The organism is Streptomyces botrytidirepellens (assembly GCF_003721215.1).
Classification (GTDB): Bacteria; Actinomycetota; Actinomycetes; order Streptomycetales; family Streptomycetaceae; genus Streptomyces; species Streptomyces himastatinicus.
The window spans coordinates 1-25,493 of record NZ_RIBZ01000269.1 but is presented as its reverse complement, the minus strand read 5'-3'; the positions used below and the strand labels follow the sequence as shown (position 1 = coordinate 25,493).

Here is a 25,493-nt window from a genome sequence, read left to right as displayed (position 1 = left end):
CGTCGCGCGCTGTAGTCCCATTTCGCCGCGATGAACCTGCGATGCCACGCCAGCAGGGTGCCGGGCGTGATCGGGAAGACCCCACGCCACCGGCAGCGGGGTATCAGCCCGGACAGCGCAGCCAGCCAGAATCGATCAAAGGGCTCATACCGGACTCGGCCGTGGATCTGACGCCTCAACACCGCGTTCTCGTGCCGCAACACGAGCAACTCCGCGTCCTTCGTGGCCTGGCTGCGCAGCAGTACCCGGGGGATGGACAGTAGCTTGCGCACGACCTTGTACACCAGTGAGACGGTCACGCGGACATGCTCTCAGCCGAGGCCGAATACCTGACGTCACCTGCAGCGACGACTTTCCGAGCCCCACAACACGGCCGGGGTCCTCGGGCCCCGCTGCCTGGCATCGCTTCCGGTCACTCGCGCCCACACGGCGCAGCCGCAGATCGCCGGCCCCGTACCCCCGACGGGGCACCCGGCCCGGAAGCTGCGGTGCTCATTGGTCACGACTCGATACGCGCCCGGGCCCAGCCAGCGCATGGCCGTGCCCTCTGCGACTTGCCCGAGGCGGGAGCCACGCCTGATGGCCCGCATGGTTTCCGGCGCCGGGCAGGGATGATGCGGGCATCCGCAGGTCGATCAGATGGTGGTCAGACCTTGGAGTTTCTGCCGCAGTGATTCCTGGGAGTGCCGATCCATGATCTCGTAGGCCTGCTCGATGTCGAGGCGTCTCATGGCTGCCACGAGGTCCCGATGGTCCTTGATCTCGGCTTCCTCCGTGAGCCTGTTGCGGAGGCTGGGCACGAGGTAGTGCATTCGGCGGACCTCGTCACCCAGGTTGACCATCATGCGTTCGGCGCGCCGGTTTCCGGAGAGTGTGGCGATGTCGACGTGGAAGGCCGTCGCCGCGTTCAATGCGGCCTCCGTGTCAGTCGCCGCCTCTTGGTCGTCGATGTGACGCTCCAGGGCATCGAGCTGCTCGGGAGTGCTGCGCTTGGCGGCCTCGACCACCAGCGTCGGCTCGATCATCTGTCGTAGGGCGAAGACCTCACGCACGTCCTCGAACCGAAGAGGACGCACCAGGTAGCCCTTACGGGGCAGGACCATGATCCAGCCCTCGTGGGCGAGAAGCCGCAGTGCCTCCCGGATGGGCGTCTTGGAGACCCCGTACTCCTCGGCGAGCTCCTGCTCGATGAGCAGGCTCTCCGGACGTCGGCGGGCCTTGAGGATGTCCTCCTTGAGGAGCGCATGCGTACGCTCGGTCAGCGACAGGCGCATGTCGCGCGCCGCACCCATCGAAACCCCTTTGTCTCTGCTGCTCACTGGTGTGTCTCGCCTCCCACCCGACGAGCCGACAGCTCCTGCCGAGCTGAAAAATATCACGTCCTTGACAGCGATCCAGCTCAGCAGCATACTCAGCGAACATTCAGAGAGTATCTCAGATATATCAGGCTCTTCAGCTGGCCTTTCGGGTGAGAAGCAGTGGTCGTGCACCGCGCTACTCCGCAGCCGGCGAGTCAAGCGCATCACTCTGCGGAAGGGACGCCGCACGATGGCATATCCGACATCCGACCTGTCTCGTTCCGGGCCGCTCCAGATCGCCGCGAGGCTCGATCGACTCCCGGTCTCCCGGTGGCACTGGAAGCTCGTTCTGCTGGTGGGCCTGGCGGCCTTCTTCGATTCCTACGAGATCTACATGAGCGGTGTCCTCGGCAGTGTGCTGGCGGAGCCGTGGCACCTGACCTCGTTCACCAAGCCCCTGCTCGTGGGGGCGCCGTTCTTCGGGATGGTCTTCGGTGCGATCTTCCTGGGGATGGCCAGCGACCGCTTCGGGCGGCGCCAGATGTTCACCTACAACCTCGCCGCGTACTCGCTGCTCGCGCTCGCATCGGCCTTCGCGGTCGACGTCGGGATGCTCGTGGCTCTGCGTGTCGTCTCCGGTGTGTTCCTCGCCGCGGAGCTCATCCTCCTCGACACGTACCTGAGCGAGTTCCTGCCGAGAAAGGCCCGCGGTCGCCTGATCGCGGTCGCCTACGCGATCGGCTTCCTCGCCGCCCCGGTCGTCGCGGGCTCCGGCGGACTGCTGATCGTCAAGGTCCATTTCCTGATGGACGGCTGGCGCTGGATGCTGGTGGGCGGTGGCATGGGAGGGCTGCTGGTGTTCTGGCTGCGCCGCAACCTCCCCGAGTCCCCCCGGTGGCTCGCCGAGCGCAACCGCCCACAGGAAGCGGAGGCGATCGTCTCCGAGGTGGAGCGGACGGTGGAGTCGCAGACCGGCCGCAGGCTGCCCGAAGTCCAGGGCGTCGTCTATCGGCCGGTGGCGAAGATCCCGTTCAGCGCGATGTTCCGACCGCCGTACCGGAGGCGGACCGCGATGATGTGGATCTTCCAGATCACCCAGACCGTGGGCCAGTACGGCTTCGCGTCGCTGGCGACCCTGATCCTGGTGAGCAAGGGATACGACATTCCGTCCTCGCTGCTCTACACGGCGCTGTCGTTCGTCGGCTCGCCGGTCGGTGCCCTGCTCGCGGTGCCGTTGGCCGAGCGCGTGGAGAGAAAGTTCCTGGTGATCGGTGGGCTTGTACTCATCGGTGTGGCCGGCATCGTCTTCGGCAACTCGACCAGCTCCGTGGTCATCGTCGTCGCCGGCGTGACGATCACCGTCTGCAACAGCGTCGTCTCGAGCGCCTGGCACGTCTACCAGGCCGAACTGTTCCCCACGCAGGTGCGCAGCACCGCCGGCGGGGTGGCGTACTCGTTCTCGCGGCTCACGGCGGGACTGCTTCCATTCGGTGCGCTGGCCATCCTTGACCACTTCGGGCCCGTCGAGGTCTTCGCGGCGGCCGCCGTGATCATCACGATCACGTGCCTCGATCTGGCGATTCTGGGTCCGCGGACGAACGGCCTGAGCTTGGAGGACGTGACGGGGAGCGGAGAGGGGACGTCGGCCGATCCCGTACCGCAGCCCGCGGCCGAGGTGGCCCGCGCCGGAATCGATGTGGCTCCCGACCGGTCCTGACACGGTCGTGGCATCCGGGCTCACATGACAGGTCGGGGCTCACATGAAAGGACAGACGGCAGATGGCCCAAACGGCGGCCGACAAGATCTGGAACACGCACATCGTCCGGTCGGACGATGACGGACAGGATCTCGTCTACATCGATCTCCACCTCCTGCACGAGGCCAACACGCCCCAGGCTTTCGACGGTCTGCGAGAGCAGAACCGCAGGATCCGCCGGCCTGAACTCACCCTCGGCACCGAAGACCACGTCACACCCACGGTCGGCGGCACGGATATCTCCGGCGGTGTCGCCGAGCGGTACCTGACCCATATGCGACGCAACTGCCATGACTTCGGCATCGAGTTGTTCAGTCTCGGTCACGAATCCCGGGGCATCGCGCATGTGATCGGACCGGAACTGGGACTTTCCCAGCCGGGGACGACGATCGTCTGCTGCGACTCGCACACCACGACGCACGGGGCCATGGGCGCGCTGGCCTTCGGCATCGGGACGAGTCAGGTGGAGCACGTACTTGCGACGCAGACGCTGCCGATGCGGCGGATGAAGAACATGCGGGTCACCGTCGACGGTGTCCTGCCGCCCGGCGTGAGCGCCAAGGACCTCGTACTGGCCATGATCCGCAGGATCGGCACAGCCGGAGGCCAGGGGCACGTCATCGAGTACCAGGGACAGGCCATCCGGTCGATGTCCATGGAAGCCCGGATGACCCTGTGCAACATGAGCATCGAGGCCGGAGCACGGGCCGGGCTCGTGACAGCGGACGACGTGACCTTCGAGTACCTCCGCGGCCGGCCGCACGTTCCCCAGGGGGCCGCCTTCGACGAGGAGGTGGAGTACTGGAAGACGTTCGTCAGCGACGAGGACGCGGTCTTCGACAAGGAGGTCCGTCTCGATGCCTCCACGCTCTCGCCGCACGTGACCTGGGGTACGAACCCGTCCCAGACCGTTGGGTTGGCCGAGGTCGTTCCCTCGCCGTCGGAGTTCGCCGATCCGGTCGAGCGGCTCGCCGCGGAGCGGGCGGTCGCCTACATGGACCTGGAGCCCGGGACACCGATGAAGACGGTGCCGATCGACGCGGTGTTCATCGGGTCGTGCACCAACGGCCGGATCGAGGACCTGAGGAAGGTCGCCGAGGTCTGGAAGGGCCGGCGGGTCGCTCCGGACGTTCAGGTCTATCTGGTCCCCGGCTCGGAAGGCGTGCGTCGCCAGGCGGTCAAGGAGGGGCTCGACCGCACGTTCGAGGCGGCGGGTGTCCAGCTGCGCAGCCCGGGCTGCTCGATGTGCGTGTCCGTCAACGGTGAACGCCTCGCCGCCGGGCAACGCACGGCATCGACGAACAACCGGAACTTCGAGGGACGTCAGGGGCCAGGTGTGCGCACGCACGTCGTCTCACCCTCCGTGGCGGCGGCCAGCGCCGTACTGGGCCGCCTCGCCGAACCGAACGACTTGGAGGACCGGACATGAAGCCGCTGCGCACCCATGTCGGCACGGCTGTGCCTCTGCGCAGGTCCAACGTCGACACCGACCAGATCTACCCCGCCCAACTCGCGCTCACCGGCAGCCTGACGAGGACCGGACACGCCGCGGCCCTCATGGGCGAGTGGCGCAAGGAGCCGGACTTCGTGCTCAACAGGCCCGAGTACGAGGGTGCCTCGATCCTCGTCGCCGGTCCGGACTTCGGGACCGGCTCATCCCGTGAGTGGGCCGTATGGGCCCTGGTCGACTACGGCTTCCGCGTCATCCTGTCCCCACGCTTTGGCGACATCTTCCGCGGTAACGCCGTCAACAACGGGCTGGTCGCAGCCACGCTGCCCGAGCCCGCGATCGAGGCGCTGTGGGAGCAGGTCGAGGCCGAGCCTCAGGTCCCCCTGACCGTCGACCTCGAAGGCCGGACCGTCTCCGTCAACGACCACCGATTCGCGTTCGCGTACCCGGACGACTTCCGATGGCGTGTCATGAACGGCGTCGACGAGATCGAGCTGACACTGCAGCACAGCGACGACATCACCGCGTACGAAGCCCGCCGCCGCTCTTCGCTGCCGAAGGCCCGCGGACCGGAAGCCGTGGCATGACCGCCGTTCCCGACACCGTTCGCCGCAGACTGACCGGGCGAGTGCCCGACGACCGGATCAGGACGGTGGACGTGCCGCGACACGACACCGCCGAAGTCGCGAAGCTCCTGGCCCTCCCGGACCTGGCCTCGGCCGTGGCCGACGCCCTCGACGAGCTCGGCGTCGGTGCCGTGCTGACCACCGACGCGTTGGCGCCGCTGGCGCCGGACATGCGGGTCTGCGGTCCCGCCGTCACCCTGCGGTACATCCGGGCGAACGCCGATCCCGAGGTCGTCCGCTCCGCCGGGAGCCGACTGGTCGTCGGCGACCGTGACCTCTACGGAGTGGCCCGTCCCGGCGATGTGGCGGTCGTCGACTGCGGCGGCAACCGTGACTGGGCACTGCTGGGCGGGCTCTCGGCCCAGTGGGCGCTGAAGGCCGGTCTGACCGGCTGTCTCGTCGACGGAGCCGTCCGCGACACTGCGACGATCGTCGGCACCGGTCTTCCGGTCTGGAGCGCGAACCGGTCCCCACGGGCGGCCCGCCACCGCGTGGACACCGTGGCGATCAACGACGTGGTGAGCGTGGCCGGTGTGTCCGTCCGGCCGGGCGACTACATCGTCGCGGACGCCGACGGAGTGTGCGTGGTGCCGTTCGAGCACCTGCCGGCCGTCGCCGATGCCTGCGTCACCGCTCAGGCCGCGGAGGACGCTCTCGTCGCCGCCATCCGCTCCAGCGCGGGCCTCGAAGAACTCGTCCGGCGCACCAGCACCCGGCACACCCCCGAATGATCCCGCCCCCCAGCCTCGAAGGTGATCCCGCATGAACGTCTCCCTGGACGACCGGTACCGGCTCGACGAAGGAGCCATCTACCTCTCGGGCATCCAGGCACTGGTTCGGACGGTCCGTGACCGTGCGAGGCTCGATCGACGCGACGGCCGGTCCACCGCGTCGTTCATCTCCGGATACGAGGGTTCGCCGCTGGCCGGATTCGACCTCGAACTGGCCCGGCGCAAGGAGATGCTGGACGAGTTCGCCGTGGTGCACCGGCCCGGCGTCAACGAGGAACTCGCCGCCACGTCGGTGATGGGCTCGCAACTGGCGTCGCGGGTAGGCACGTTGACGCACGACGGGGTGACCGGCTACTGGTACGGCAAGTCACCCGGCCTCGACCGCGCCTCCGACGCGATCCGCCATGCCAACCTGATCGGCACCGATCCCCGCGGCGGCGCCGTGGCGATCGTCGGTGACGACCCCGCGGGCAAATCCTCGTCGCTGGCCTGCTCCTCAGAAATGGCGTTGGCCGACCTCACGATCCCGACCCTGTACCCCGCAGACGCCCAGGAAGTGCTGGACTTCGGCCTCCACGCGCCGTATCTGTCCCGCTTCACCGGCCTGTGGTCGGGACTGAAGATCGTGACCGCGGTGGCCGACGGCTCGTGCACCGCGACCGTCCACCCCGAGCGCGTCCTGCCCACGTACGGTGACCTGCCCGAAAGCACCTTTCACCCCGACGCCAAGCTGGTCGGCGGGAACCTGGTGCGGTTGGAGCGGAGCATGTTCTCCGAACGCCTGCCAAGGGCATTCGAGTACGCCCGGCTCAACCGGCTCGACCGCGTCGTCACCCGGTCGCCCGGGGACCGCATCGGGATCGTGGCCGCCGGCAAGACCTACCTCGACGTCCGTGAGGCGCTGAACGCACTGGGGCTCGACGACGCCGCACTGACCCGATACGGCATCCGCCTGCTGAAGATCGGCATGATCTGGCCTGTCGACCCCCAGGTGATCAGAGAGTTCAGCGAGGGACTCGACGAGGTGATCGTCGTCGAGGAGAAGCGCCCCTTCCTGGAGAACGCGATCAAGGAGATCCTGTACGGCGTCCCGCGGGCACCGCTCGTGATCGGCAAGGCAGACCCCGACGGGCGGGAGCTGGTCAGCCCGGTAGGGGAGCTCGACGCCGATCAGGTCGCCGGCGCCCTCGGCCGACGTCTGGGCGAGGTGCACGGAATCGAGTCGGCGCGGGCCTGGAAGCGCCGGCCGGTCACCAACCGGACCGCACTGCCCCTCCTGACCCGGACGCCGTACTTCTGCTCCGGCTGCCCGCACAACTCCTCCACCAAGGTTCCCGAGGACACGCTCGTCGGCGCGGGCATTGGTTGCCACGGCATGGTGCTGGTCATGGACGAGAAGCAGGCTGGTGACGTCACAGGCCTGACCCAGATGGGCGGCGAAGGGGCGCAGTGGCTGGGCATGGCGCCCTTCCTGGCCGAGAACCACTTCATCCAGAACCTCGGCGACGGCACGTTCACCCACTCCGGGAGCCTCGCGATCCGGGCCGCGGTCGCCTCCGGGGAGAACATCACCTTCAAGCTGCTCTACAACTCCACCGTCGCGATGACCGGTGGGCAGGACCCGGCCGGAGCCCTGGCCCTGGACCAGGTGGCACGGTTGCTGCTCGCCGAGGGCGTGTCCAAGGTAGTCATCACGACCGAGGACAAGGATCGCGTGCCGCGGCGACGCCTGCCCGCCGGAGTGGCGGTCCACGAACGCGGTGACATCGTCGCCCTTCAGCGGGAACTCGCGAAGGTGCCCGGCGTGACGGTGCTCGTGCACGATCAGGAGTGCGCCGCCGAGAAGCGCCGCAAGCGCAAGCGCGGCCTCGTCCCGACACCGTCCACCCGGGTCGTGATCAACGAGCGCGTCTGCGAAGGCTGCGGTGACTGCGGCGAGAAGTCCAACTGCATGTCCGTGCACCCGGTCGAGACCGAGTTCGGCCGCAAGACCCGCATCCACCAGTCGTCGTGCAACCTCGACTACTCCTGTCTCGCGGGGGACTGCCCCTCGTTCGTGACGGTGACGCCGGGCACGGTCAAGGCAGAGCGGAGGGCCCTCGCCGACCTGGAGCCGGACGCGATCCCCGCGGCCGCCGTCCAGGTCGACCCCGACGACTTCACGATGCGCGTCACCGGGATCGGCGGGACGGGGGTGGTGACCGTCGCGCAGATCGTCGCCACCGCCGCGTTCATCGACGGTCGCGCCGTCCGCAGCCTCGACCAGACCGGCCTGGCCCAGAAAGGCGGCGCCGTGGTGTCCGACCTCAAGCTCACCGTCACGCCCTCAGAAGCCTCCTCCAAGCTCCGCGCCGGCTCCTGCGACCTGTACCTGATCTGCGACACGCTCGTCGGGACCGACCCGGTCAACCTCAAAGCGGCGTCGGCCGACAAGACGGTGGCCGTGCTGTCGACTGCTCAGATCCCCACCGGGCACATGGTCGTCGACACCTCGATCCGCTTCGCCGAGCAGAGCGCCATCCGCAGCGCCGTCGACCGCACGGTGGCTCGCACCGTGTACCTCGACGCCGACCGCCTGGCCCAGAAACTCTTCGGAAGCGAGCAGTACGCCAACATGATCCTGGTCGGCGCGGCGTTCCAGGTCGGCCGGCTCCCCGTCACCGCGGAGGCGCTTGAGCACGCCATCACGCTCAGCGGTGCCTCGGCGGCCACCAACATCCAGGCATTCCGCCGGGGGCGCCAGGCCGTGGCAGAACCGGAAACCCTCCAAGCCGTCCTCGCGCCGGACAACACACCGCCCGCAGTCATACCGACTCCCTCCAGTGAGGTGGCACGCCTGGTGGCCATGGTGCGGGCGACGGACAGCTCACGGCTCGCCGATCTCGTCGCGCGTCGCACCGCTGAACTCGTCGCCTACCAGGATCTGGCGTACGCGCGGGAGTACGTCACCTTCGTGGAGAAGGTGCGCACTGCCGAAGAGGCTACCGTCCCGGGATCCACCGAACTGGCCGAGGCGGTGGCGGCCCACCTGTACAAGCTGATGGCCTACAAGGACGAATACGAGGTCGCCCGGCTCATCCTCGACGAGACGTTCGACGCCTCCGTCCGGCACGAGTTCGGCCCCGACACGTCGTATCAGGTCAAACTGCACCCGCCGTTGCTGCGCGCGATGGGGCTCAAGCGGAAAATCTCGTTCGGCGCAAAGGCCCGTCCGATGTTCCGCCTGCTGTACGCCGCGCGGCGCCTCCGCGGCTCTCGGCTGGACGTCTTCGGCTATCACCCGGTGCGCCGCATGGAGCGCGAACTCATCGTGGGGTACCGGCGAGAGGTCGAGGAACTGCTGCCCCGGCTCAGTCCGCTCACCCTGGCGTCCGCCGCCAAAATCGCCTCGCTCCCCGACATGGTCAGGGGCTACGAGCAGATCAAGGTGCAGAACGTACACCGCTACCGGGAGGAACTCACTCGGCTGCGCCACGAGTTCGGGGAGAGCCACCGACTCGACACGCTCGACACGACGGCGAGCGGCTCGCCGGACCGGTGAACCAAGGGCCATTGCTCACCAGGTCGTGGCGGCTGAGCGGACCACGGACCACGTGTCGCCGTCGCGGGCGTAGTCCATGGTCATCTGCAGCCGCCAGTTCGCGCGGGTGCCGTACACCGTCGCATCGGTGATGAAGCGGCCGGGTTCCGTGTCCTCCGGGTGGGTGCCCACGTCCACGCGCAGGACGCTCACGACGTCCAGCATCTTGGCTTCCAGGTCGGCGAAACGGTCACGGGCCGCGGGGGACCAGCCGGGACAGGTTGCGCCCCCGGGGTGGGAGCCGGGACCAGTCGCCGAAGATGGTGGTGGCGAGCCTGTTCCCCCTGGGATGGTCGTGTTCTGGGGCCACCGCTCCGTGAGTTCCCGCCGTAGTGCCCCTGACCTGGGGTGTACCAATGTGCCAACCAAATTGCTTGCGCCGTCTTGGATGCCGCTGACTGTTGTTGGCATCGCCGCAGGTCAGGAACGTACAGCGGTGCCAACTAAAAAGCCTGGTCACACCCGCTGTGACGAGGATTTTCAGTTGGCAGGGCTGATCACTACGTCTGCCGCCCGATGTCCCTGCTCGTCACCGCGAGGCAGGTGAGCGCGACGGCCAGTCCGGCCAGCGCGAGGCGTCGGCGCGCCCGTGTCAGAGGTGCCGCGTCAGGCGTGGTCCGGGGACGCATGTGCTCCCCGTTTCTGTGTCGAAGTGCTATCGGGGAGCCGTAATCAGGGCCTCCCGCTCGGGACTCGGGACAACCTTGGCGGCGGAAGCCGAGTGCCCTTCGCGCTGAGCGCCAGGGGGTTTCCCGGGTCTTTCTCGGATCGCCGGACGTAACCACTTGCCATCGACCGACGACCCCCATATGGTCGTATGAACGTAAGATATACGATCGTAATTCAAACCCAAGGGAGTTCGTGATGGCGAGAACTCGGCCGGTGGCGCTCGTGACAGGTGCCTCATCGGGGATCGGCAAGGAGACAGCCCGCGCCTTCGTCGCGGCGGGTTTCGAGGTGATCGGAACCGGCCGCAAGACCTCCGGACTCACCCCGCCCGCCGGTGTGACGTACCTCGATCTCGACGTGGCCAGTGACGACTCGGCCACCGCCGCGGTCGGAGAGGTGATCGACCGGTTCGGACGCATCGATGTCCTGGTCAACAACGCAGGCATCGGCTCGGCGGGCGCCGTCGAGGAGAACTCCGTCACCCAGGCCCAGAGCGTCCTGAACATCAACGTTCTCGGTGTCATCCGTATGACGAAGGCCGTCCTGCCGCACATGCGCGCCCAGGGCGGCGGACGCGTCATCAACATCTCGTCCGTCCTCGGGGTCGCCCCCCAGCCCTTCATGGCCCTCTACGTCGCGTCGAAGCACGCCATCGAGGGCTACTCCGAGTCGCTGGACCACGAGGTCCGCGAGCACGGCGTCCGGGTCCTCCTCGTCCAGCCCGCCTATACCAAGACCAGCTTCGACACCAACGCCGCGCAGCCCGACACCCCGCTGCCTCTGTACGCGGAGCGACGGCGCGTCTTCGACGAGGTGATGGGGGATGCGATGAAGGGCGGCGACGACCCCGCCGTCGTCGCCAAAGTGATCGTCACTGCGGCCACCGACAAGAAGCCGAAGCTGCGCTACACCGCCGGCCCGCTGGCCTCACGCGTCACCACGGCGCGCCGCCTCGTCCCCGCCGGAGCGTTCGACAAGCAGATCCGCAAGAACAACCGCATGCCCACGTGACATCCCGGTCCGGCTTCAAGGAATCGCGCTGGCGGTCACCGCGACGGCGGCCGTCCTGGTGTCGGCGCCGTCCGCGTCCGCGGGGACGGGACCCTCGTATCGCGGATCCGTTGTCGCCGACGTACGGACCGCGGCGAAGTTCGACTTCGCCGCCGGCGAGATCCCCGAGAACATCACCGTCAACTCCGACGGCTCAATGACTTCCACGGTGGAAGGTAACCGGGCCCGTCCGGCCGGTCATCGCGTACGCGCTCATCACCGAAGGCACCCAGCCCAACGCCGACGGCCAGGGCTACCTGCTCACCCCCGGCATCTACTCCGAGGAGCACATCGCCGGGTGGCGCAAGGTCACGGACGCCGTGCACGGCGTCGACGGACGCATCGTCATCCAGCTCATGCACGCCGGACGGATGTCCCACCCCGACAACACCCCCCACCACCGGCAGCCGGTCGCCCCCTCCCCGGGCCGGCCGGCGGGCACCATGTTCACCCCGTCCGGCCCTCAGGAGATGCCGGTACCGCGCGGGCTGGCCACCGAGGAGGTCGCCGCCACGGTCGAGGACTTCCGGCGCGCCGCGGCGGCCGCCATCGAGGCCGGCGCCGACGGCGTCGAGATCCACGGCGCCAACGGCTACCTCGTACACCAATTCCTCGCCACCAACACCAACCAGCGCACCGACCGCTACGGCGGCTCCCTCGACAACCGCATCCGCTTCGCCGTCGAGATCGCCACCGCCGTGGCCGACGAGATCGGCGCCGGCCGCACCGGCCTCCGGATCTCTCCCGGCAACCCGTTCAACGACATCGCGGAGAGCGACACCCACGAGTTGTACCCGGCACTCGTGCGCGCCCTCGCCCCGCTCGACCTCGCCTACCTGCACATCGGCCACGGCGGCGACGACGAACTCCTGCACACCCTCCGCAAGCTGTGGCCGAACACCTTGGTTCTCAATCGGGCCGGCACCGACATCGCCACCCGCGCCAAGGACATCGAAGACGGCCTGGCCGACATCGTCACCGTCGGTGTGATGGCACTCGCCAACCCCGACCTGGTCGAGCGCGTACGCACCGGCGCGCCGCTGAACACCCCCGACCCCGCCACCTTCTACGGCGGCGGCGAGGCCGGCTACACCGACTACCCCACCTACACCGCCTGACAATCCCCGGCGATACCGGTCCTTGCGGGCCGGTATGCCCAGATGGCCCCATGGAGGTGCCACGTGTCTGATCACGCTGTTGTTGAACTGAGCCCGGAAGCGACCGAGTTCGCGGACTTTATGGCCGGACTGGTGATTCCCGAGTCCGATTTGGATGCGATACGCACCCGGTCGGAGAGCGTCCATCTCACGGCCCGGGAGCCGGAAGGCGTCACCTATCGGGAGGTGGACGCGGGTGGCGTTCTGGGAATCTGGTGCGAACCGGTCGACGCCAACACCGACTACGTCCTCCTGCACGGTCACGCCGGGGGCTCCGTTCTGTCGTCAGCATTCGTCGACCGAAAGCTCGCCGGCCATATCGCCAAGGCCGCAGGGGCCCCCGTACTGGTCCTGGACTTCCGGCGAGCACCGGAACACAAGTACCCGGCTCAGGTGGACGACGCGGAGGTGGCCTTCAACTGGCTGCGGTCCGAAGGGTATGAGCCGGGAAACATCATCACGATCGGCCACTCGATCGGCGGGTTCATCGCTGTCGCCCTGGCGCTTCGCCTCCGCGACAAGAAGCAGCCGCTGCCTGGCGCCATCGTGTCGATTTCCCCCTGGTGCGACCTCGAGATCGCCAACGAGACCATGGCGACCAAGGCCGAGACGGACAAGATACTCAGCAAGGAGCTGCTGGAGTTCTTCCGGGAGTCCTGGGTCGGCGGCACGGGCATCGAGTTCACGGACACCAGGATCAATCTGAACCGGGCGGACCTGAGCGGTCTGCCCCCGACCCTCGTCTCCTGGGGAACCTACGAGGTCCTGGCCGGCGAGGACGAGGAGTTCGCCGCCCGCGTCAAGGACGCCGGAATCGACACGGCGACCGTGGTGGTCCCGGGAGGCCAGCACTCGTACGTCTACGGTGCCGGCCGGGTTCCGGAGGCCGACGCCGCCATCGCACAGATCGGCGCGTGGGTCCGGGAGAAGACGAAGATCTGACCGAGCGGTACGGGCGCGGCACTTGCAAGATCCGCGTGCCTGCCGGATCGGGACGGTGGACGGACGCCGACCTGGCCTGCGGTGGCGCGCGGGTCCGCGACGCACGCGACCTCGTCCCGGTCCCGCAGGCGACGGTCGGGGCCGCCGACGAGATCGTCACTGCGTTCAAGAAGGCACAGGTCTGACGCTCCCCCGTAGAACTGCTCATCGGTGCGGCCAGTGTGCCGGCGACGTCGGGGACGGCGAAGGCGCTGAACCCTGCGACCGGAGCGCCCATCGACTTCGGTTCGGCGGCGCGCCTGAATCGATCGTGCGCTGAGGGGCACGGTGGCGGAGCAGACGGCACTCAGCTGATGTCTCACCGCTGTCAGGCCCGCGACCGCGAGGTCGGTGGCTCACGACCGGAGGCGGGCGCCTGTTCCCAGCCGGGCAGTGACTTCACGGGGAGTGAGGGTCGAGTGCTCCGCGGAGCACTCGACGACGACGCGGACCGGGGCGTCGCACTCGGTGTGGCGGACGTCCAGTACAGGACCTTCGGAGCCGAGGGTGTATGCCTCGCCCCACTGGCTCAGCGCCATCAGAACGGGCCATAGGTCCCAGCCCTTGCGGGTCAGGCGGTATTCGTTGCGGGAGCGACTGCCGGGCTCCTGGTAGGGGACGGTCTTCAGGATGCCGGACGAGGTCAGCTTGCGGAGGCGGTTGCTGAGGACGGCCTCCGACAAGCCGATGTGGCGGTGGAAGTCGTCGAAGCGGCGGACACCGTTGACGGCGTCACGCAGGATCAGCAGCGTCCATTTCTCCCCGATCACGTCGAGCGTGCGCTGGACGGGGCAGTTCTCCGTGCTCGCCTCAAGCCACTCCATCCCGCCATCGTAAGGGACCTGTCTTCACTATTGACAGTCAGGTGAAACAAAAGCTAGCTTCACTCGAAAAAGTCAGCCGACAGTCAGAGGGAAGGGCGCTGGGCCGTGGGGCGAACGCGTACGTATCAGTGGGACGATCCCGCGATCTTGGCGGAGGCCGCCGGGCGCACGGCCGGCATCGACTTCCTGCGCGAGATGCAGGCGGGGCGGCTGCCGAGGCCGCCGATCAACTACACCGTCGACTTCGCCCTGGACGAGGTGGAGCCCGGCAGGGCGGTCTTCTCGCTGACACCGGGCGAGGAGCACTACAACCCGATCGGCAGCGTCNCGGTCTTCTCGCTGACACCGGGCGAGGAGCACTACAACCCGATCGGCAGCGTCCACGGCGGCATCTTCGCCACCCTGCTCGACTCGGCGGCGGGCTGCGCCGTCCAGTCCACCCTCCCGCAGGGCATGGCGTACACCTCGCTCGACCTGACGGTGAAGTTCCTGCGACGGATCACCGTGGACACGGGCCCGGTGCGCGCCATCGGCACGGTTGTCAGCAAGAGCCGCCAAACTGCCCTGGCCCAGGCGCAGTTGGTCGACGACACGGACCGTCTGCTCGCCCACGCCACCAGCAGCTGCATGCTCTTCCCGGTGCCCGCCCCTCAGGTGTGACTCCGCAAGCAGGGCCCTCGCTCCGTGGGGGCAGTCGGGGCAACAGGGAGTGCATCGACATTCCACTCGGCGGCGGCCCGCTGCCCCTTGGTGACTGTGCAGGAGTCCGTGGTCGCCGCCGTGGCCGATGTGCAGGTAGGCGAGGTTGAGGGGTGCGAGGGCGCGCACGAGCGCCGGGTACAGCTCGTGGCGTGGTGACGGCCGACATCATGAGCCGCGCCGACGAGGGCGAGTCCAGGCGCTGGGTCCGTGCCTGCCCTCGCTGGTGAAAGCCCGGCGCTCGCCCGTCGTCCAAGCTGTAGAGGGCAAGTGGCGAGGAGGCGGCCGGCCGTCGCCGCTGCCGACTCTTTGGATTACGTTCGCAATACCATAGACTGGTGTAGTCGGCGTAGGGCAACCGGTCCTTCCGGCCGGCGAAGGAGCGTGTGCTGTGGTGCGGTACGGAAAAGAGCACAAGTCGGAGACGAGGCGGCGGATCATCGAAACGGCGGGCCGCCGGTTCAAGCAAGACGGTATCGACGGCTCCGGGGTCTCGACGCTCATGAAGGACGCGGGGCTGACCAATGGAGCCTTCTACGCTCACTTCGAATCCAAAAATGACCTCGTCACCACGGCAATCGCCGACCAGTTGAAGGTGCAGACCGAGAGCGTCGTCGCGCGGGCCGCGCCTGGCCGTGCCGGACTCGAGCAGATTGTGCGCGGGTACCTGTCGCCCCAGCACCGCGACAGCCCTGGCGACGGTTGCCCCAACGCCGCTCTGCTCGACGAGATCGGGCGCTGCACCGACATGACCAGGCAGGCGTACACCGACGGCGTGCTGATCCTCGTCGACGGCATTGCCGCCCGTATGGCGCCCGAGGCCCCGTCCTCCGCACGTGTGAAGGCGCTCAGCCTCCTCGGCCTGATGGCCGGGACACTACAGCTTTCCCGCGCCTTGACCGACGGCCAACTCGCCAATGAAGTCCTCGATCAGGGGATCAGCAACACCCTCGCCCTGCTGGACGCCGGGCAGCGCGTCTGACGCACCACCTCCCCCTGTGGCTCTCGGGGAAGAGTCCGAGGGCGGCAGGTTCTCTCCGGCTGGACTTCGGCCGCCGCCCACCGGGTAGCACGGTGGAGAGGGGCAGGATCGTGGGACGGACGCCTACGTGTGAGTGGCAGGATCCCGCGATTGTGGGAGCAACCGCGGGCCGCACCTCGGGCGTGGAGGTGCGGCGCGACCTGCTCGAGCGACGCCTGCCCCCACCACCCATCGTGGCCGCTCCGGACTTCGCCCTCGAGGAAGTGGAGGAGGGCCGCGTGGTCTTCTCGCTGGTGCCGGGCGAGGAGCACGACAACTCCACCGGCGGTGTACGCGGAGGGGTCTACGCCACCCTGCTCGACTCGGCGGCCGGCGGGCAGTCCGGTCAGGGGCTGCTATTGGGGCTGACCCGGATCGCGGTGGGGGTCGCGGGCAACGCGTACTTCATCCGCTCTGGCAGCGCCTGCACCACCATGCGATGGGTGCCGCATCCTCGAACTGACCTGCTGCGTGATCACCTACCCGCGCGTCCGAACCTTGTGTTGGCTCCTCTTAGTGCGCAGAGCAGAGGGTGAATCGAATGAAAGCAAGCTGAGGCTTGGCGGATTGACGCCAGCACGGGGGTTGAGACGGCCAAGTCCTACGCTTTAGCTTGCTACCTGTGGATGGAGACACGGACAGGCAAGCGAACGAGGATCTCCTGCTGGCCGAGTCGGTGCGATGGGGGGTGTCCCGGCTCGCGTCACGGCTCCGCGCCGAACAGCCGGGCAGCGGCCGGGCGCTGACGCGGCTGGCTGCTTCGATCCTGGCCAACCTGCGGCACAGCGGGGCGCTGGCGCCGTCCGAACTGGCCGCGATCGAAGGGTTGCAGGTGCAGTCCCTGACGCGGGCGCTCAACGAGCTGGAGGAGCAGGGCCGTATCCGCCGTTCGCGCAGTGAGGTGGACGCTCGTCGCCAGAACATCGCGCTCACGGAGGCGGGCCGGGACGCGTTGCGGGAGCATGTGCGGGACGGGAACGCGTGGCTGGCCGAGGCGCTGCGGCAGACGCTGTCGCCCGCCGAGCGCGGCGTCCTGCGGATCGCCGCCGGGTTGCTGGAGCAGGTGGCCGGGGCCGAGGTCGCGATGGAGCCGCGCGGCGGACCGCCACCGGTGGCCGGGGACGCGGAGGGGGCGGCTCCCGCACCATGACCGCCGACCGAGCCGCCGACCGAACCACTCACCCCGCCGCACACCCGGCCCGCGCCCCGCGCGCGGTATCCCCGCAACGGGCCCGGCTGCTCCTGGTGCTGGCCGGGCTGAGCGCGGTCAGCCCGATGGCGACGGACATGTACGTGCCCGGCCTTCCGGACCTGGCGCGGTCGCTGGGGACCGACGCCTCCGGCGCGCAGACGTCCCTGACCGGCTTTCTGGTGGGCATCATCGTCGGACAGCTCGTCCTGGGCCCGCTCAGCGACGCGGTGGGCCGCCGCCCGGTCCTCGTCTCCGGGGCCGTCTCGTTCGCCGTCCTCTCCGCCGTGTGTGCGGTGGCCCCCACCCTGGCCGTGCTCAACGCGGCTCGGGTCGGGCAGGGCATCACGGGCGCGGCCGGGATCGTCATCGCCCGCGCGGTCGTCGCCGATCTGTACGACGACGGTGAACTCGCCACGGTCTTCTCCCGGTTGGGGGCGATCACCGCCGCGGCACCGGTCCTGGCCCCGCTGGCGGGAGGGGCCCTGCTGCTGGTGGTGTCCTGGCGTTACGTCTTCGCGGTTCTCGCCCTCACCGGGCTGCTCCTCGCCCTGGGCGTGCTGCGCTGGGTCCCGGAGTCCCATCCGCCGTCCGCGCGCCTGACCGGTGGACTGGCGAGAAGTCTGCGCACCATCGGCCGGGTCGCCGGGCGGCGTGCCGTGCTCGCGCCCGTGCTGGCCCTGGCCTTCGGCGGGGCGGCGGTCTTCGCGTACATCGCCGGGACCACGTTCGTCTTCCAGGAGGTCCACCACCTCGCCCCGGCTCTCGCCGGCCTCGTCTACGGCGTCAACGCGCTCGGCAACATGGCGGGCAGCCTCGCCTACGGGCGGCTGGCCCGGCGCTGGTCCGCCGAAACGCTCCTCGTCGCCAGCAGTGTGCTCGCCATGGCGGGTGCCTCGGCCCTGCTGCTGGTCCAGGTCACCGTCGGCAGCCGCCTGACCGCCACCTGGCTGTGCCTGCTGCTCGCCCTCACCGCGTTCGGGGTCTTCTTCCCGGCCGTGGTCACCATCGCCCAGAGCCGCGGCCGCACGGCGCCGGGCGCCACCTCCGCCCTGCTGGGCGGTGGCCAGTTCCTCTTCGGCGCGGCCGTCTCCCCGCTGGTCGGGCTGTTCGGCGCGCACAGCCCGGCACCGATGGCGGCGGTCATGGCCGCCTGCCTGGCCCTGGCCACCCTCGCCGCCGTGGCCACCAGGGCCCCTTAGGCTGACCGCAGGAGGTGGTGGGCCATGACGGCGGCCGCGGCGCAGGGCATACCGGATCCCGACCCGGGGCTGTACGGCCCACGGTCGGTCACCTGGCAGATGCACGGCGACCCGATGATGTGGATCGCCGGGGTCCGCGCCCTCTACCTCCAGGCCCTGCACCCGCTCGCGGTGCGCGGCGTCATCCAGAACTCCGACTTCCGCCAGGACGCCTGGGGCAGGCTGCTGCGCACCGCCCGGTTCGTCGCGACCATCACCTACGGCACCACGGAGGCCGCGGAGCGGGCCGGTGCCCGGGTGCGGGGCATCCACCGGCGGCTCTCCGTCACCGACCCCGGCACCGGCGCCCGGCACGCCGTGGACGAGCCCGCCCTGCTGCTGTGGGTGCACTGCGCCGAGGTCGCCTCGTACCTCCATGTCGTACGCCGCTCCGGCTACCCCCTCACCGACGGTCAAGCGGACGCCTACGTGGCCGAGAACCGGGAGTCCGCCCGCCTGGTCGGGCTCGACCCCGCCGCCGTACCGGGCGATACGGCGGAACTGCGCGCGTACTTCGCGACGGTGCGCCCCGAACTCGCCGCCACCCCCGAGGCCCGCGAGGTCGACGCCTTTCTGCGCAGGCCCCCGGTGCACGCCGCGCTCGTCCCGGCGCGCGACCTGATCTGGGGGCGCTTCGCCGCCCTGGCCTACGCCTCCCTGCCGCGTTACGCCCACGCGCTGTACGGACGCCCCGCGCCCGCGCCCGCCACGGTGACCCGCCGTCTGCGGGCGACGGGCCGGGTGCTGCGGTGCGTCCCGTCCACCGTGCGCTGGCAGTTGCCGCCGAAGCACATCCTGCGGGCCGTGGAGAGGCTCGGCCCGGGCACCCGCCCCTCGCCCCGTACGCTCCTCCGCGACGCGGCCGTGCCGGACCGGGCCGGGTGGTAGCCGCGGCGTTCACCCCGTGCTAATCCAGAGGGCATGCCTCACAGCGATGCCAGCGGTGCCAGCGATGCCTATGACGTCGTCATCGTCGGCGGCGGCCACAACGCCTTGGTCGCCGCCGCCTATCTGGGCCGGGCGGGGCGCAGTGTGCGGGTGCTGGAGCGGCTCGGCCACACCGGCGGCGCGGCCGTGTCCACGCGGCCCTTCGCCGGGGTGGACGCCCGGCTGTCGCGCTACTCGTACCTGGTCAGCCTGTTGCCCCGGTCAATCGTCGACGACCTGGGTCTGCGGTTCGCGGTCCGCAAGCGGTCCGTCTCCTCGTACACCCCCACCGTCCGGGGCGGGCGGCCGACCGGGCTGCTGGTGGAGACCGGCGGCGGGGCCCGGACCCGGGAGGCGTTCGCGCGGCTGACCGGCGGGGAGCGGGAGTACGCGGCCTGGGAGCGGTTCTACGGGATGACGGGGCGGGTCGCCGAGCGGGTGTTCCCGACGCTGACCGAGCCGCTGCCGGACCGGGACGCGCTGCGGGACCGGATCGGGGACGACGCGGCGTGGGAGGCGCTGTTCGAACGGCCGCTGGGGGAGGCGGTCGAGGCGGCGTTCGAGGACGACCTGGTGCGGGGCGTGGTGCTCACCGACGCGCTGATCGGCACCTTCGCCGACGCCCATGACCCCTCGCTGCGGCAGAACCGCTGCTTCCTGTACCACGTGATCGGCGGCGGCACCGGCGACTGGGACGTACCCGTGGGCGGGATGGGCGCGTTCACCGACGCGCTCGCACACGCGGCCGGCCTGGCGGGCGCGCGGATCGCGACCGGCTGCGAGGTGACGGGGATCGCCACCGACGGGACGTCGGCCGAGGTGCGGTACGTCGACCGGGGCGGCGAACACGTCGTGGGCGCCCGCCACGTACTCGTCGGGGCCGCCCCGCGCGAGCTGGCGCGGCTGCTCGGCGAGGAGCCGCCCGCCCCGCCCGCCGAGGGCGCGCAGCTGAAGGTGAACATGCTGCTGCGGCGGCTGCCCGCGCTGCGGGACCCCGAGGCGGACCCGCGCGAGGCGTTCGCCGGGACGTTCCACATCGCCGAGGGCTACGGCGACTTGGGGGAGGCGTACCGGCAGGCGGCCGCGGGGGAGCTGCCGCGGCGGCCGCCGTCGGAGATCTACTGCCACTCGCTGACCGACCCGTCGATCCTCGGCCCGGACCTGGCCGCGCGGGGCTACCAGACCCTGACCCTGTTCGGGCTGCACACTCCCGCCCGGCTGTTCACGGACGACCCGGAGGGGACCCGCGAGGCCCTGCTGCGGGACACCCTCGCCCAGCTCGACGCCCACCTCGCCGAGCCGATCGCCGACTGCCTCGCGTACGACGCCGACGGCAGGCCGTGCATCGAGGCGAAGAGCCCGCTGGACCTGGACCGCGAACTGCGGCTGCCGGGCGGGAACATCTTCCACCGCGAGCTGGCCTTCCCGTACGCCCAGGAGGGCACCGGCCGCTGGGGCGTGGAGACGCGCCACGCCAATGTGCTGCTGTGCGGCGCGGGCGCGGTGCGCGGCGGCGGGGTCAGCGGCATCCCCGGCCACAACGCGGCGATGGCGGTGCTGGGGAAGTAACCCCGGCACCGGGACAATCCGACCGAGTCAATCTGACGTTCCGTCAGAAAAACTCTTCCCCTCCCATGCCCCCTGCGGCATCCTGCCCCGCATGAAGACGGAGCTGAGCACAAGGCTGGGTGTCGAGCACGCCATCTTCGGCTTCACGCCGTTCCCCGCCGTGGCCGCGGCGATCACCCGCGCGGGCGGGTTCGGCGTGCTCGGCGCGGTCCGCTACGCCGCGGGCGAGGACCTCGCCCGCGACCTGGACTGGATGCAGGAGCACACCGACGGCAAACCGTACGGCCTCGACGTCGTGATGCCCGCGAAGAAGGTCGAGGGGGTGAGCGAGGCCGACATCGAGGCGATGATCCCGCAGGAGCACCGCGCGTTCGTCCAGGAGACCCTGGCCAAGCACGGGGTGCCCGAACTGGCCGAGGGCGAGGCCTCCGGCTGGCGGATCACCGGCTGGCTGGAGCAGGTCGCCCGCAGCCAGCTGGACGTCGCGTTCGACTACCCCGTCAAGCTGCTGGCCAACGCGCTCGGCTCGCCGCCCGCCGACGTCGTCGCCCGCGCCCACGACCGCGGCATCCTCGTCGCCGCGCTGGCCGGCAGCGCCCGCCACGCCCGCCACCACCAGGACGCGGGCCTCGACATCGTGGTCGCCCAGGGCTACGAGGCGGGCGGCCACACCGGCGAGATCGCCTCCATGGTGCTCACCCCCGAGGTCGTCGAGGCCGTCGACCCGCTGCCCGTGCTCGCCGCGGGCGGCATCGGCAGCGGCGAACAGATCGCCGCCGGGCTCGCGCTCGGCGCCCAGGGCGTATGGCTCGGCTCGATCTGGCTCACCACCGAGGAGGCCGAACTGCATTCGGCCGCGCTCACCGAGAAGCTCCTGGCCGCCGGATCCGGCGACACCGTGCGCTCCCGCGCCCTCACCGGCAAACCCGCCCGCCAGCTGCGCACCGCCTGGACGGACGCCTGGGACGACCCGCAGGGCCCCGGGACGCTGCCGATGCCGCTCCAGGGGCTGCTGGTCGCCGAGGCCGTCTCGCGCATCCAGAAGTACGAGGTGGAACCGCTGCTCGGCACGCCGGTCGGGCAGATCGTCGGCCGGATGAACTCAACCCGCAGCGTGCAGGCCGTCTTCGACGACCTGACCCGGGGCTTCGAACGTGCCATCGACCGCGTCAACCGCATCGCCGGACGGGACTGAAGCGGGACTAAAGGAGGGCGACGACCGATGACCGCCACGACCAGCGACCCCACCCCCACCATCCCCGTCGGCTTCTGGGCCCAGGCCGCGAGCGAACCCGACCGCGTCGTCCTCGTCGCCCCCGACGGCGAGGAGTGGACCGCCGCCCGGCTGCACGCCGCGTGCAACCAGCTCGTCGGCGGGCTGCGCGCCGCCGGGCTCCGGCGCGGCGACGCCTTCGCCGTCGTCCTCCCCAACGGGGTCGAGTTCTTCACCGCCGCGCTCGCCGCCACCCAGGCCGGGCTCTACCTCGTGCCCGTCAACCACCACCTGGTCGGCCCCGAGATCGCCTGGATCGTCTCCGACTCGGGCGCCAAGGTGCTGATCGCCCACGAACGCTTCGGCACCCAGGCCGCCCTGGCCGCCGACGAGGCCGGGCTGCCCGCCACCCACCGCTACGCGGTCGGCGCCGTCGAGGGCTTCCGCCCGTACGCCGAACTCCTCCAGGGACAGCCGACGGACCCGCCCGCCGACCGCGAACTGGGCTGGGTCATGAACTACACCTCCGGTACGACGGGACGCCCGCGCGGCATCCGGCGGCCGCTGACCGGAAAGCTCCCCGAGGAGAGCCATCTCGGCGGGTTCCTGCGCTTCTTCGGCATCCGGCCCCGCGCCGAGGAGCCCGACCACGTCCACCTGGTGTGCTCACCGCTCTACCACACGGCCGTCCTCCAGTTCGCGTCCTCGTCCCTGCACATCGGCCACCCCCTGGTGCTCATGGACAAGTGGACGCCCCAGGAGATGCTGCGGCTCATCGACGCCTACCGCTGCACCCACACCCACATGGTGCCCACGCAGTTCCACCGGCTGCTCGCCCTCCCCGAGGAGTTACGGGAGTCCTACGACGTCGCCACGATGCGCCACGCCATCCACGGCGCCGCGCCCTGCCCGGACCACGTGAAACGCGCCATGATCGACTGGTGGGGCGACTGCGTCGAGGAGTACTACGCGGCGAGCGAGGGCGGCGGCGCCTTCGCCACCGCCGAGGACTGGCTGAAGAAGCCGGGAACGGTCGGCAAGCCCTGGCCCATCAGCGAGATCGCCATCTTCGACGACGACGGGCGGCAGCTGCCGGCCGGTGAACTCGGCACCGTCTACATGAAGATGAGCACCGGCGGCTTCAGCTACCACAAGGACGAGGGCAAGACCCGCAAGAACCGCATCGGGGACTACTTCACCGTCGGCGACCTCGGCCTCCTCGACGAGGACGGCTATCTCTACCTCCGCGACCGCAAGATCGACATGATCATCTCCGGCGGGGTCAACATCTACCCGGCCGAAATCGAGTCCGCGCTGCTCACCCACCCCGCCGTCGCCGACGCCGCCGCCTTCGGCATCCCGCACGACGACTGGGGCGAGGAGGTCAAGGCGGTCGTGGAACCCGCCCCGGGCCACACCCCGGGACCGGAGCTGGCGGCCGCCATCCTCGACCACTGCGCACAGCGGCTCGCGGGCTACAAGTGCCCCAAGTCCGTCGACTTCATCGAGGAGATGCCCCGCGATCCCAACGGCAAGCTCTACAAGCGGCGGCTCCGCGAGCCCTACTGGGACGGTCATGAGCGACCGGTGTGACAGGGGTGGTCCCCAGCCGTATCGGCCGTATCCTCTGCCCCATGCACACACTTGACAGTGTCGAGGTGGACGGGGTCGAGCTCACGTACCGGGTGTGGGGCGCCGCGGGCGACCCGCCGGTCCTGCTGCTGCACGGCCTCGGCGAGGACGGCGTCGACTGGCTCACCATAGCGCCGCGCCTCGCCCCGGGCCGCCGGGTGTACGCGCTCGACCTGCGCGGCCACGGATCCAGCGACTGGCCGGGGGAGTACGCCCTGGAACTGCTGCGGGACGAGGTCGCCGGGTTCCTCGCGGCGATGGGGCTGGAGCGCGTCACGCTCATCGGGCACTCCTACGGCGGCGTGGTCGCCTACCTCGTCGCCCAGCGCTTCCCGCACCTGACGGAGCGGCTGGTGATCGAGGACGCCCCGCTGCTGCTGCCCCAGGACCCGCCGCTGGAGGTGCCGCCGCGCCCGGCCGGGCGGATGGCCTTCGACTGGGCCGTGAAGACGCAGTTCACCGCCCAGCGCAACGCCCCGGACCCGAGCTGGACCGAGGGGCTCTCGGCCATCACCGCGCCCACCCTGGTGATAGGCGGCGGCCCGGCCAGCCACATCCCGCAGGAGCTGCTGGCCGACCTGGCGGAGCGGATACCCGACTGCCGCCTGGTCACCATCGACGCGGGCCACTGCGTCCACCAGAACCGCCCCGAGGAGTTCCTCGACGCCCTGGGAGCGTTCCTGGACAGCTAGGGGGTCGGCGGCGGGCTCCAGTGGCCGAAGTCCGGGCGGCCCCAGGGGAGTCCGGCGCGCTCACAGCCGCGCCGCAGCTCCTGGGCGTCGGGCACGTGCCCGCTCTCCTTGCGGATCACCTGACCCGACGGCGACCACACGTACAGGGCGCGCTCCCCGTTGTCGTACGCCTCCACGGCGATGCCGCCGATCGTCGCGCGGTCGTGACCCCACTGCGTACCGCCCTTGCCGCCGCGCCCCGCCAGCCGGATGCCGTCCGGGCCGAGGACGACACCGGGGCGGCGCAGATCGTGGAACCAGCCCGCCAGCGCCCCGGTCGCCATGCCCGCGGGCAGCCCCCAGACCAGCCAGGACATTCCGCCGCCCACGAGGTGACGCAGCTTGAAGCCGAGGACCGCGGCCACCACCGCCCCGGCGGCCACCCCGCCGAGGTAGTACCAGAGTCGGGTGGCGGCGGGCAGTGGAACGACCACCGGCTCGCCCCCGGAGGGGGACGGCGGCGGGGGCGGGGCCTGCGGCGCGGGACGGGCCGGGGCCGGGTGCGCCGCGCCCGACGCCAGGGAGGCGTACGCGGTCGAGGCGTACGCGTCGTACTCCGGGGCGGGCGGCCGACCGGGGGCACGGTGGCTGCCGCCGTCCGGCGCGTGCTCGTCCTCGATGACGCGGTAGCCGCGCGAACGCAAGCCCGCCAGCAGCTCGACGGGCGGGATCCGCCCGGCGTGGGCGGTGCCGAGCAGCGACAGGTCGTACCCGTAGAACTGGAGCACCACCGAGGTCCGCGTGGTGCCCGTGGGCGTCTCCTCGGTGACCCGCTGCGGAACGATCCCGGCGATCCGGTCGGCGGGCATCTCGGTGGTGCCGAACCACGGGTCGTACGCCGTGATCCCGCGCGGGCCGACGCTCCACCGCACCCCGGGGTTCCGCAGGACGCGCCAGTACGAGCCCGCCGTCCACACGAGCACCAGCACGGCGAGCGCGTTGATGACCGCCACCCGCCCCGGGACCGCCCCGTCCGACGGCACGGCGGCCACGCCGAGCGCGACCAGACCCATCAGCAGCGGCACCAGACGGCTGGTGAACTGCCGCCGCCGCTCGCCACGTTCGGGGCGCGCCCACTCCACCGTGTCCGCCGCCGGGGCGGGCAGCGGGCCCTCGGCCGCGGCGGCGAGCAGCGCCGCCTCGCGCCG

The 25,493-nt window shown here is 70.3% G+C and carries 22 protein-coding genes and 3 pseudogenes; 19 read left to right on the top strand and 6 right to left on the bottom strand.

Features of this window, described 5'->3' with window-relative positions:
- A pseudogene (locus EEJ42_RS21235) lies at positions 1-299 on the bottom strand (integrase core domain-containing protein); the annotation flags it as partial.
- 336 nt (positions 300-635) lie between these two features.
- Positions 636-1,409 (bottom strand): GntR family transcriptional regulator, encoded by a 774-nt coding sequence (locus EEJ42_RS21230; RefSeq protein WP_221179397.1) that lies wholly within the window; start codon positions 1,407-1,409, stop codon positions 636-638.
- A 139-nt stretch (positions 1,410-1,548) separates the two neighbouring features.
- Between EEJ42_RS21230 and EEJ42_RS21225 the strand changes: the two genes are divergently transcribed.
- From EEJ42_RS21225 to EEJ42_RS21205, 5 genes are all read left to right on the top strand, one after another.
- Positions 1,549-3,015 (top strand): MFS transporter, encoded by a 1,467-nt coding sequence (locus tag EEJ42_RS21225; protein WP_123101857.1) that lies wholly within the window; start codon positions 1,549-1,551, stop codon positions 3,013-3,015.
- A gap of 62 nt (positions 3,016-3,077) precedes the next feature.
- A complete protein-coding gene (leuC, locus tag EEJ42_RS21220; RefSeq protein ID WP_123101855.1) occupies positions 3,078-4,484 on the top strand; it encodes a 3-isopropylmalate dehydratase large subunit in 1,407 nt (468 codons plus the stop codon).
- The gene (gene leuD, locus EEJ42_RS21215; RefSeq protein WP_123101853.1) at positions 4,481-5,092 is read left to right on the top strand and encodes a 3-isopropylmalate dehydratase small subunit; all 612 of its coding nucleotides are present in this window, start codon (positions 4,481-4,483) and stop codon (positions 5,090-5,092) included. The genes leuC and leuD overlap by 4 nt, the downstream gene beginning before the upstream one ends.
- A complete protein-coding gene (locus EEJ42_RS21210; RefSeq protein ID WP_123101851.1) occupies positions 5,089-5,862 on the top strand; it encodes an RraA family protein in 774 nt (257 codons plus the stop codon). The genes leuD and EEJ42_RS21210 overlap by 4 nt, the downstream gene beginning before the upstream one ends.
- A gap of 31 nt (positions 5,863-5,893) precedes the next feature.
- Positions 5,894-9,403 carry an indolepyruvate ferredoxin oxidoreductase family protein gene (locus EEJ42_RS21205; RefSeq protein ID WP_123101849.1) on the top strand — a complete coding sequence of 1,170 codons (3,510 nt, stop codon included), beginning with the start codon at positions 5,894-5,896 and terminating at the stop codon, positions 9,401-9,403.
- A 15-nt stretch (positions 9,404-9,418) separates the two neighbouring features.
- On the opposite strand, the gene EEJ42_RS21200 is transcribed toward EEJ42_RS21205, so the two are convergent.
- Positions 9,419-9,607, bottom strand: a complete 189-nt coding sequence (locus EEJ42_RS21200; RefSeq protein WP_123101847.1) for a hypothetical protein — start codon at positions 9,605-9,607, stop codon at positions 9,419-9,421.
- A gap of 699 nt (positions 9,608-10,306) precedes the next feature.
- Between EEJ42_RS21200 and EEJ42_RS21195 the strand changes: the two genes are divergently transcribed.
- Positions 10,307-11,122 carry an oxidoreductase gene (locus EEJ42_RS21195; protein WP_123101845.1) on the top strand — a complete coding sequence of 272 codons (816 nt, stop codon included), beginning with the start codon at positions 10,307-10,309 and terminating at the stop codon, positions 11,120-11,122.
- A 15-nt stretch (positions 11,123-11,137) separates the two neighbouring features.
- Here EEJ42_RS21195 and EEJ42_RS21190 read toward each other — a convergent pair whose 3' ends face one another.
- On the bottom strand, positions 11,138-11,329 hold the full coding sequence (locus EEJ42_RS21190) for a hypothetical protein (RefSeq protein WP_123101843.1): 192 nt from the start codon (positions 11,327-11,329) through the stop codon (positions 11,138-11,140).
- Between the two features lie 44 nt (positions 11,330-11,373).
- Between EEJ42_RS21190 and EEJ42_RS21185 the strand changes: the two are divergent.
- From EEJ42_RS21185 to EEJ42_RS51030, 3 genes and pseudogenes are all read left to right on the top strand, one after another.
- Positions 11,374-12,279: pseudogene (locus EEJ42_RS21185) on the top strand (alkene reductase); the annotation flags it as partial.
- A gap of 63 nt (positions 12,280-12,342) precedes the next feature.
- On the top strand, positions 12,343-13,260 hold the full coding sequence (locus EEJ42_RS21180; RefSeq protein WP_246097098.1) for an alpha/beta hydrolase: 918 nt from the start codon (positions 12,343-12,345) through the stop codon (positions 13,258-13,260).
- A 35-nt stretch (positions 13,261-13,295) separates the two neighbouring features.
- Entirely contained in the window at positions 13,296-13,445 is a 150-nt protein-coding gene (locus EEJ42_RS51030) for a hypothetical protein (protein ID WP_184503189.1), read from the top strand.
- A gap of 210 nt (positions 13,446-13,655) precedes the next feature.
- Here EEJ42_RS51030 and EEJ42_RS21175 read toward each other — a convergent pair whose 3' ends face one another.
- Complete coding sequence (locus EEJ42_RS21175; protein WP_123101837.1) at positions 13,656-14,123, bottom strand: winged helix-turn-helix transcriptional regulator; 468 nt, start codon at positions 14,121-14,123, stop codon at positions 13,656-13,658.
- A 105-nt stretch (positions 14,124-14,228) separates the two neighbouring features.
- Between EEJ42_RS21175 and EEJ42_RS21170 the strand changes: the two genes are divergently transcribed.
- The 10 genes from EEJ42_RS21170 (at position 14,229) to EEJ42_RS21125 (ending at position 24,306) form a co-directional block, all read left to right on the top strand.
- Positions 14,229-14,783, top strand: a complete 555-nt coding sequence (locus EEJ42_RS21170) for a PaaI family thioesterase (protein ID WP_123101835.1) — start codon at positions 14,229-14,231, stop codon at positions 14,781-14,783.
- Between the two features lie 430 nt (positions 14,784-15,213).
- Entirely contained in the window at positions 15,214-15,804 is a 591-nt protein-coding gene (locus EEJ42_RS21165) for a TetR/AcrR family transcriptional regulator (protein WP_123101833.1), read from the top strand.
- 152 nt (positions 15,805-15,956) lie between these two features.
- Entirely contained in the window at positions 15,957-16,379 is a 423-nt protein-coding gene (locus EEJ42_RS51025) for a PaaI family thioesterase (protein ID WP_184503188.1), read from the top strand.
- 86 nt (positions 16,380-16,465) lie between these two features.
- Entirely contained in the window at positions 16,466-16,993 is a 528-nt protein-coding gene (locus tag EEJ42_RS21155) for a MarR family winged helix-turn-helix transcriptional regulator (RefSeq protein ID WP_246097096.1), read from the top strand.
- Complete coding sequence (locus tag EEJ42_RS21150) at positions 16,990-18,234, top strand: multidrug effflux MFS transporter (protein WP_123101831.1); 1,245 nt, start codon at positions 16,990-16,992, stop codon at positions 18,232-18,234. Before EEJ42_RS21155 ends, EEJ42_RS21150 begins: the two co-directional genes overlap by 4 nt.
- 24 nt (positions 18,235-18,258) lie before the next feature.
- A complete protein-coding gene (locus EEJ42_RS21145) occupies positions 18,259-19,161 on the top strand; it encodes an oxygenase MpaB family protein (RefSeq protein WP_123101829.1) in 903 nt (300 codons plus the stop codon).
- Between the two features lie 33 nt (positions 19,162-19,194).
- Positions 19,195-20,769, top strand: a complete 1,575-nt coding sequence (locus tag EEJ42_RS21140; protein WP_123101827.1) for a phytoene desaturase family protein — start codon at positions 19,195-19,197, stop codon at positions 20,767-20,769.
- Positions 20,770-20,860: 91 nt separating this feature from the next.
- Complete coding sequence (locus EEJ42_RS21135; RefSeq protein ID WP_123101825.1) at positions 20,861-21,964, top strand: NAD(P)H-dependent flavin oxidoreductase; 1,104 nt, start codon at positions 20,861-20,863, stop codon at positions 21,962-21,964.
- A gap of 27 nt (positions 21,965-21,991) precedes the next feature.
- Positions 21,992-23,575, top strand: coding sequence for an acyl-CoA synthetase (locus EEJ42_RS21130; RefSeq protein ID WP_123101823.1), 1,584 nt, complete (start codon positions 21,992-21,994; stop codon positions 23,573-23,575).
- A gap of 41 nt (positions 23,576-23,616) precedes the next feature.
- Positions 23,617-24,306: an alpha/beta fold hydrolase gene (locus EEJ42_RS21125; RefSeq protein ID WP_184503187.1), complete on the top strand. Its 690-nt coding sequence runs from the start codon at positions 23,617-23,619 to the stop codon at positions 24,304-24,306.
- Here EEJ42_RS21125 and EEJ42_RS51020 read toward each other — a convergent pair.
- Positions 24,303-25,493: pseudogene (locus tag EEJ42_RS51020) on the bottom strand (hypothetical protein); the annotation flags it as partial. The gene EEJ42_RS21125 and the pseudogene EEJ42_RS51020 sit on opposite strands and share 4 nt — an antisense overlap.

Excerpts from the sequence above, each read along its gene's own strand:
- EEJ42_RS21230 (WP_221179397.1), bottom strand. The coding sequence starts at position 1,409 with ATGCTGCTGAGCTGGATCGCTGTCAAGGACGTGATATTTTTCAGCTCG.
- EEJ42_RS21225 (WP_123101857.1), top strand. The coding sequence starts at position 1,549 with ATGGCATATCCGACATCCGACCTGTCTCGTTCCGGGCCGCTCCAGATC.
- leuC (WP_123101855.1), top strand. The coding sequence starts at position 3,078 with ATGGCCCAAACGGCGGCCGACAAGATCTGGAACACGCACATCGTCCGG.
- leuD (WP_123101853.1), top strand. The coding sequence starts at position 4,481 with ATGAAGCCGCTGCGCACCCATGTCGGCACGGCTGTGCCTCTGCGCAGG.
- EEJ42_RS21210 (WP_123101851.1), top strand. The coding sequence starts at position 5,089 with ATGACCGCCGTTCCCGACACCGTTCGCCGCAGACTGACCGGGCGAGTG.
- EEJ42_RS21205 (WP_123101849.1), top strand. The coding sequence starts at position 5,894 with ATGAACGTCTCCCTGGACGACCGGTACCGGCTCGACGAAGGAGCCATC.
- EEJ42_RS21200 (WP_123101847.1), bottom strand. The coding sequence starts at position 9,607 with ATGCTGGACGTCGTGAGCGTCCTGCGCGTGGACGTGGGCACCCACCCG.
- EEJ42_RS21195 (WP_123101845.1), top strand. The coding sequence starts at position 10,307 with ATGGCGAGAACTCGGCCGGTGGCGCTCGTGACAGGTGCCTCATCGGGG.
- EEJ42_RS21175 (WP_123101837.1), bottom strand. The coding sequence starts at position 14,123 with ATGGAGTGGCTTGAGGCGAGCACGGAGAACTGCCCCGTCCAGCGCACG.
- EEJ42_RS21150 (WP_123101831.1), top strand. The coding sequence starts at position 16,990 with ATGACCGCCGACCGAGCCGCCGACCGAACCACTCACCCCGCCGCACAC.
- EEJ42_RS21145 (WP_123101829.1), top strand. The coding sequence starts at position 18,259 with ATGACGGCGGCCGCGGCGCAGGGCATACCGGATCCCGACCCGGGGCTG.
- EEJ42_RS21140 (WP_123101827.1), top strand. The coding sequence starts at position 19,195 with ATGCCTCACAGCGATGCCAGCGGTGCCAGCGATGCCTATGACGTCGTC.
- EEJ42_RS21135 (WP_123101825.1), top strand. The coding sequence starts at position 20,861 with ATGAAGACGGAGCTGAGCACAAGGCTGGGTGTCGAGCACGCCATCTTC.
- EEJ42_RS21130 (WP_123101823.1), top strand. The coding sequence starts at position 21,992 with ATGACCGCCACGACCAGCGACCCCACCCCCACCATCCCCGTCGGCTTC.
- EEJ42_RS21125 (WP_184503187.1), top strand. The coding sequence starts at position 23,617 with ATGCACACACTTGACAGTGTCGAGGTGGACGGGGTCGAGCTCACGTAC.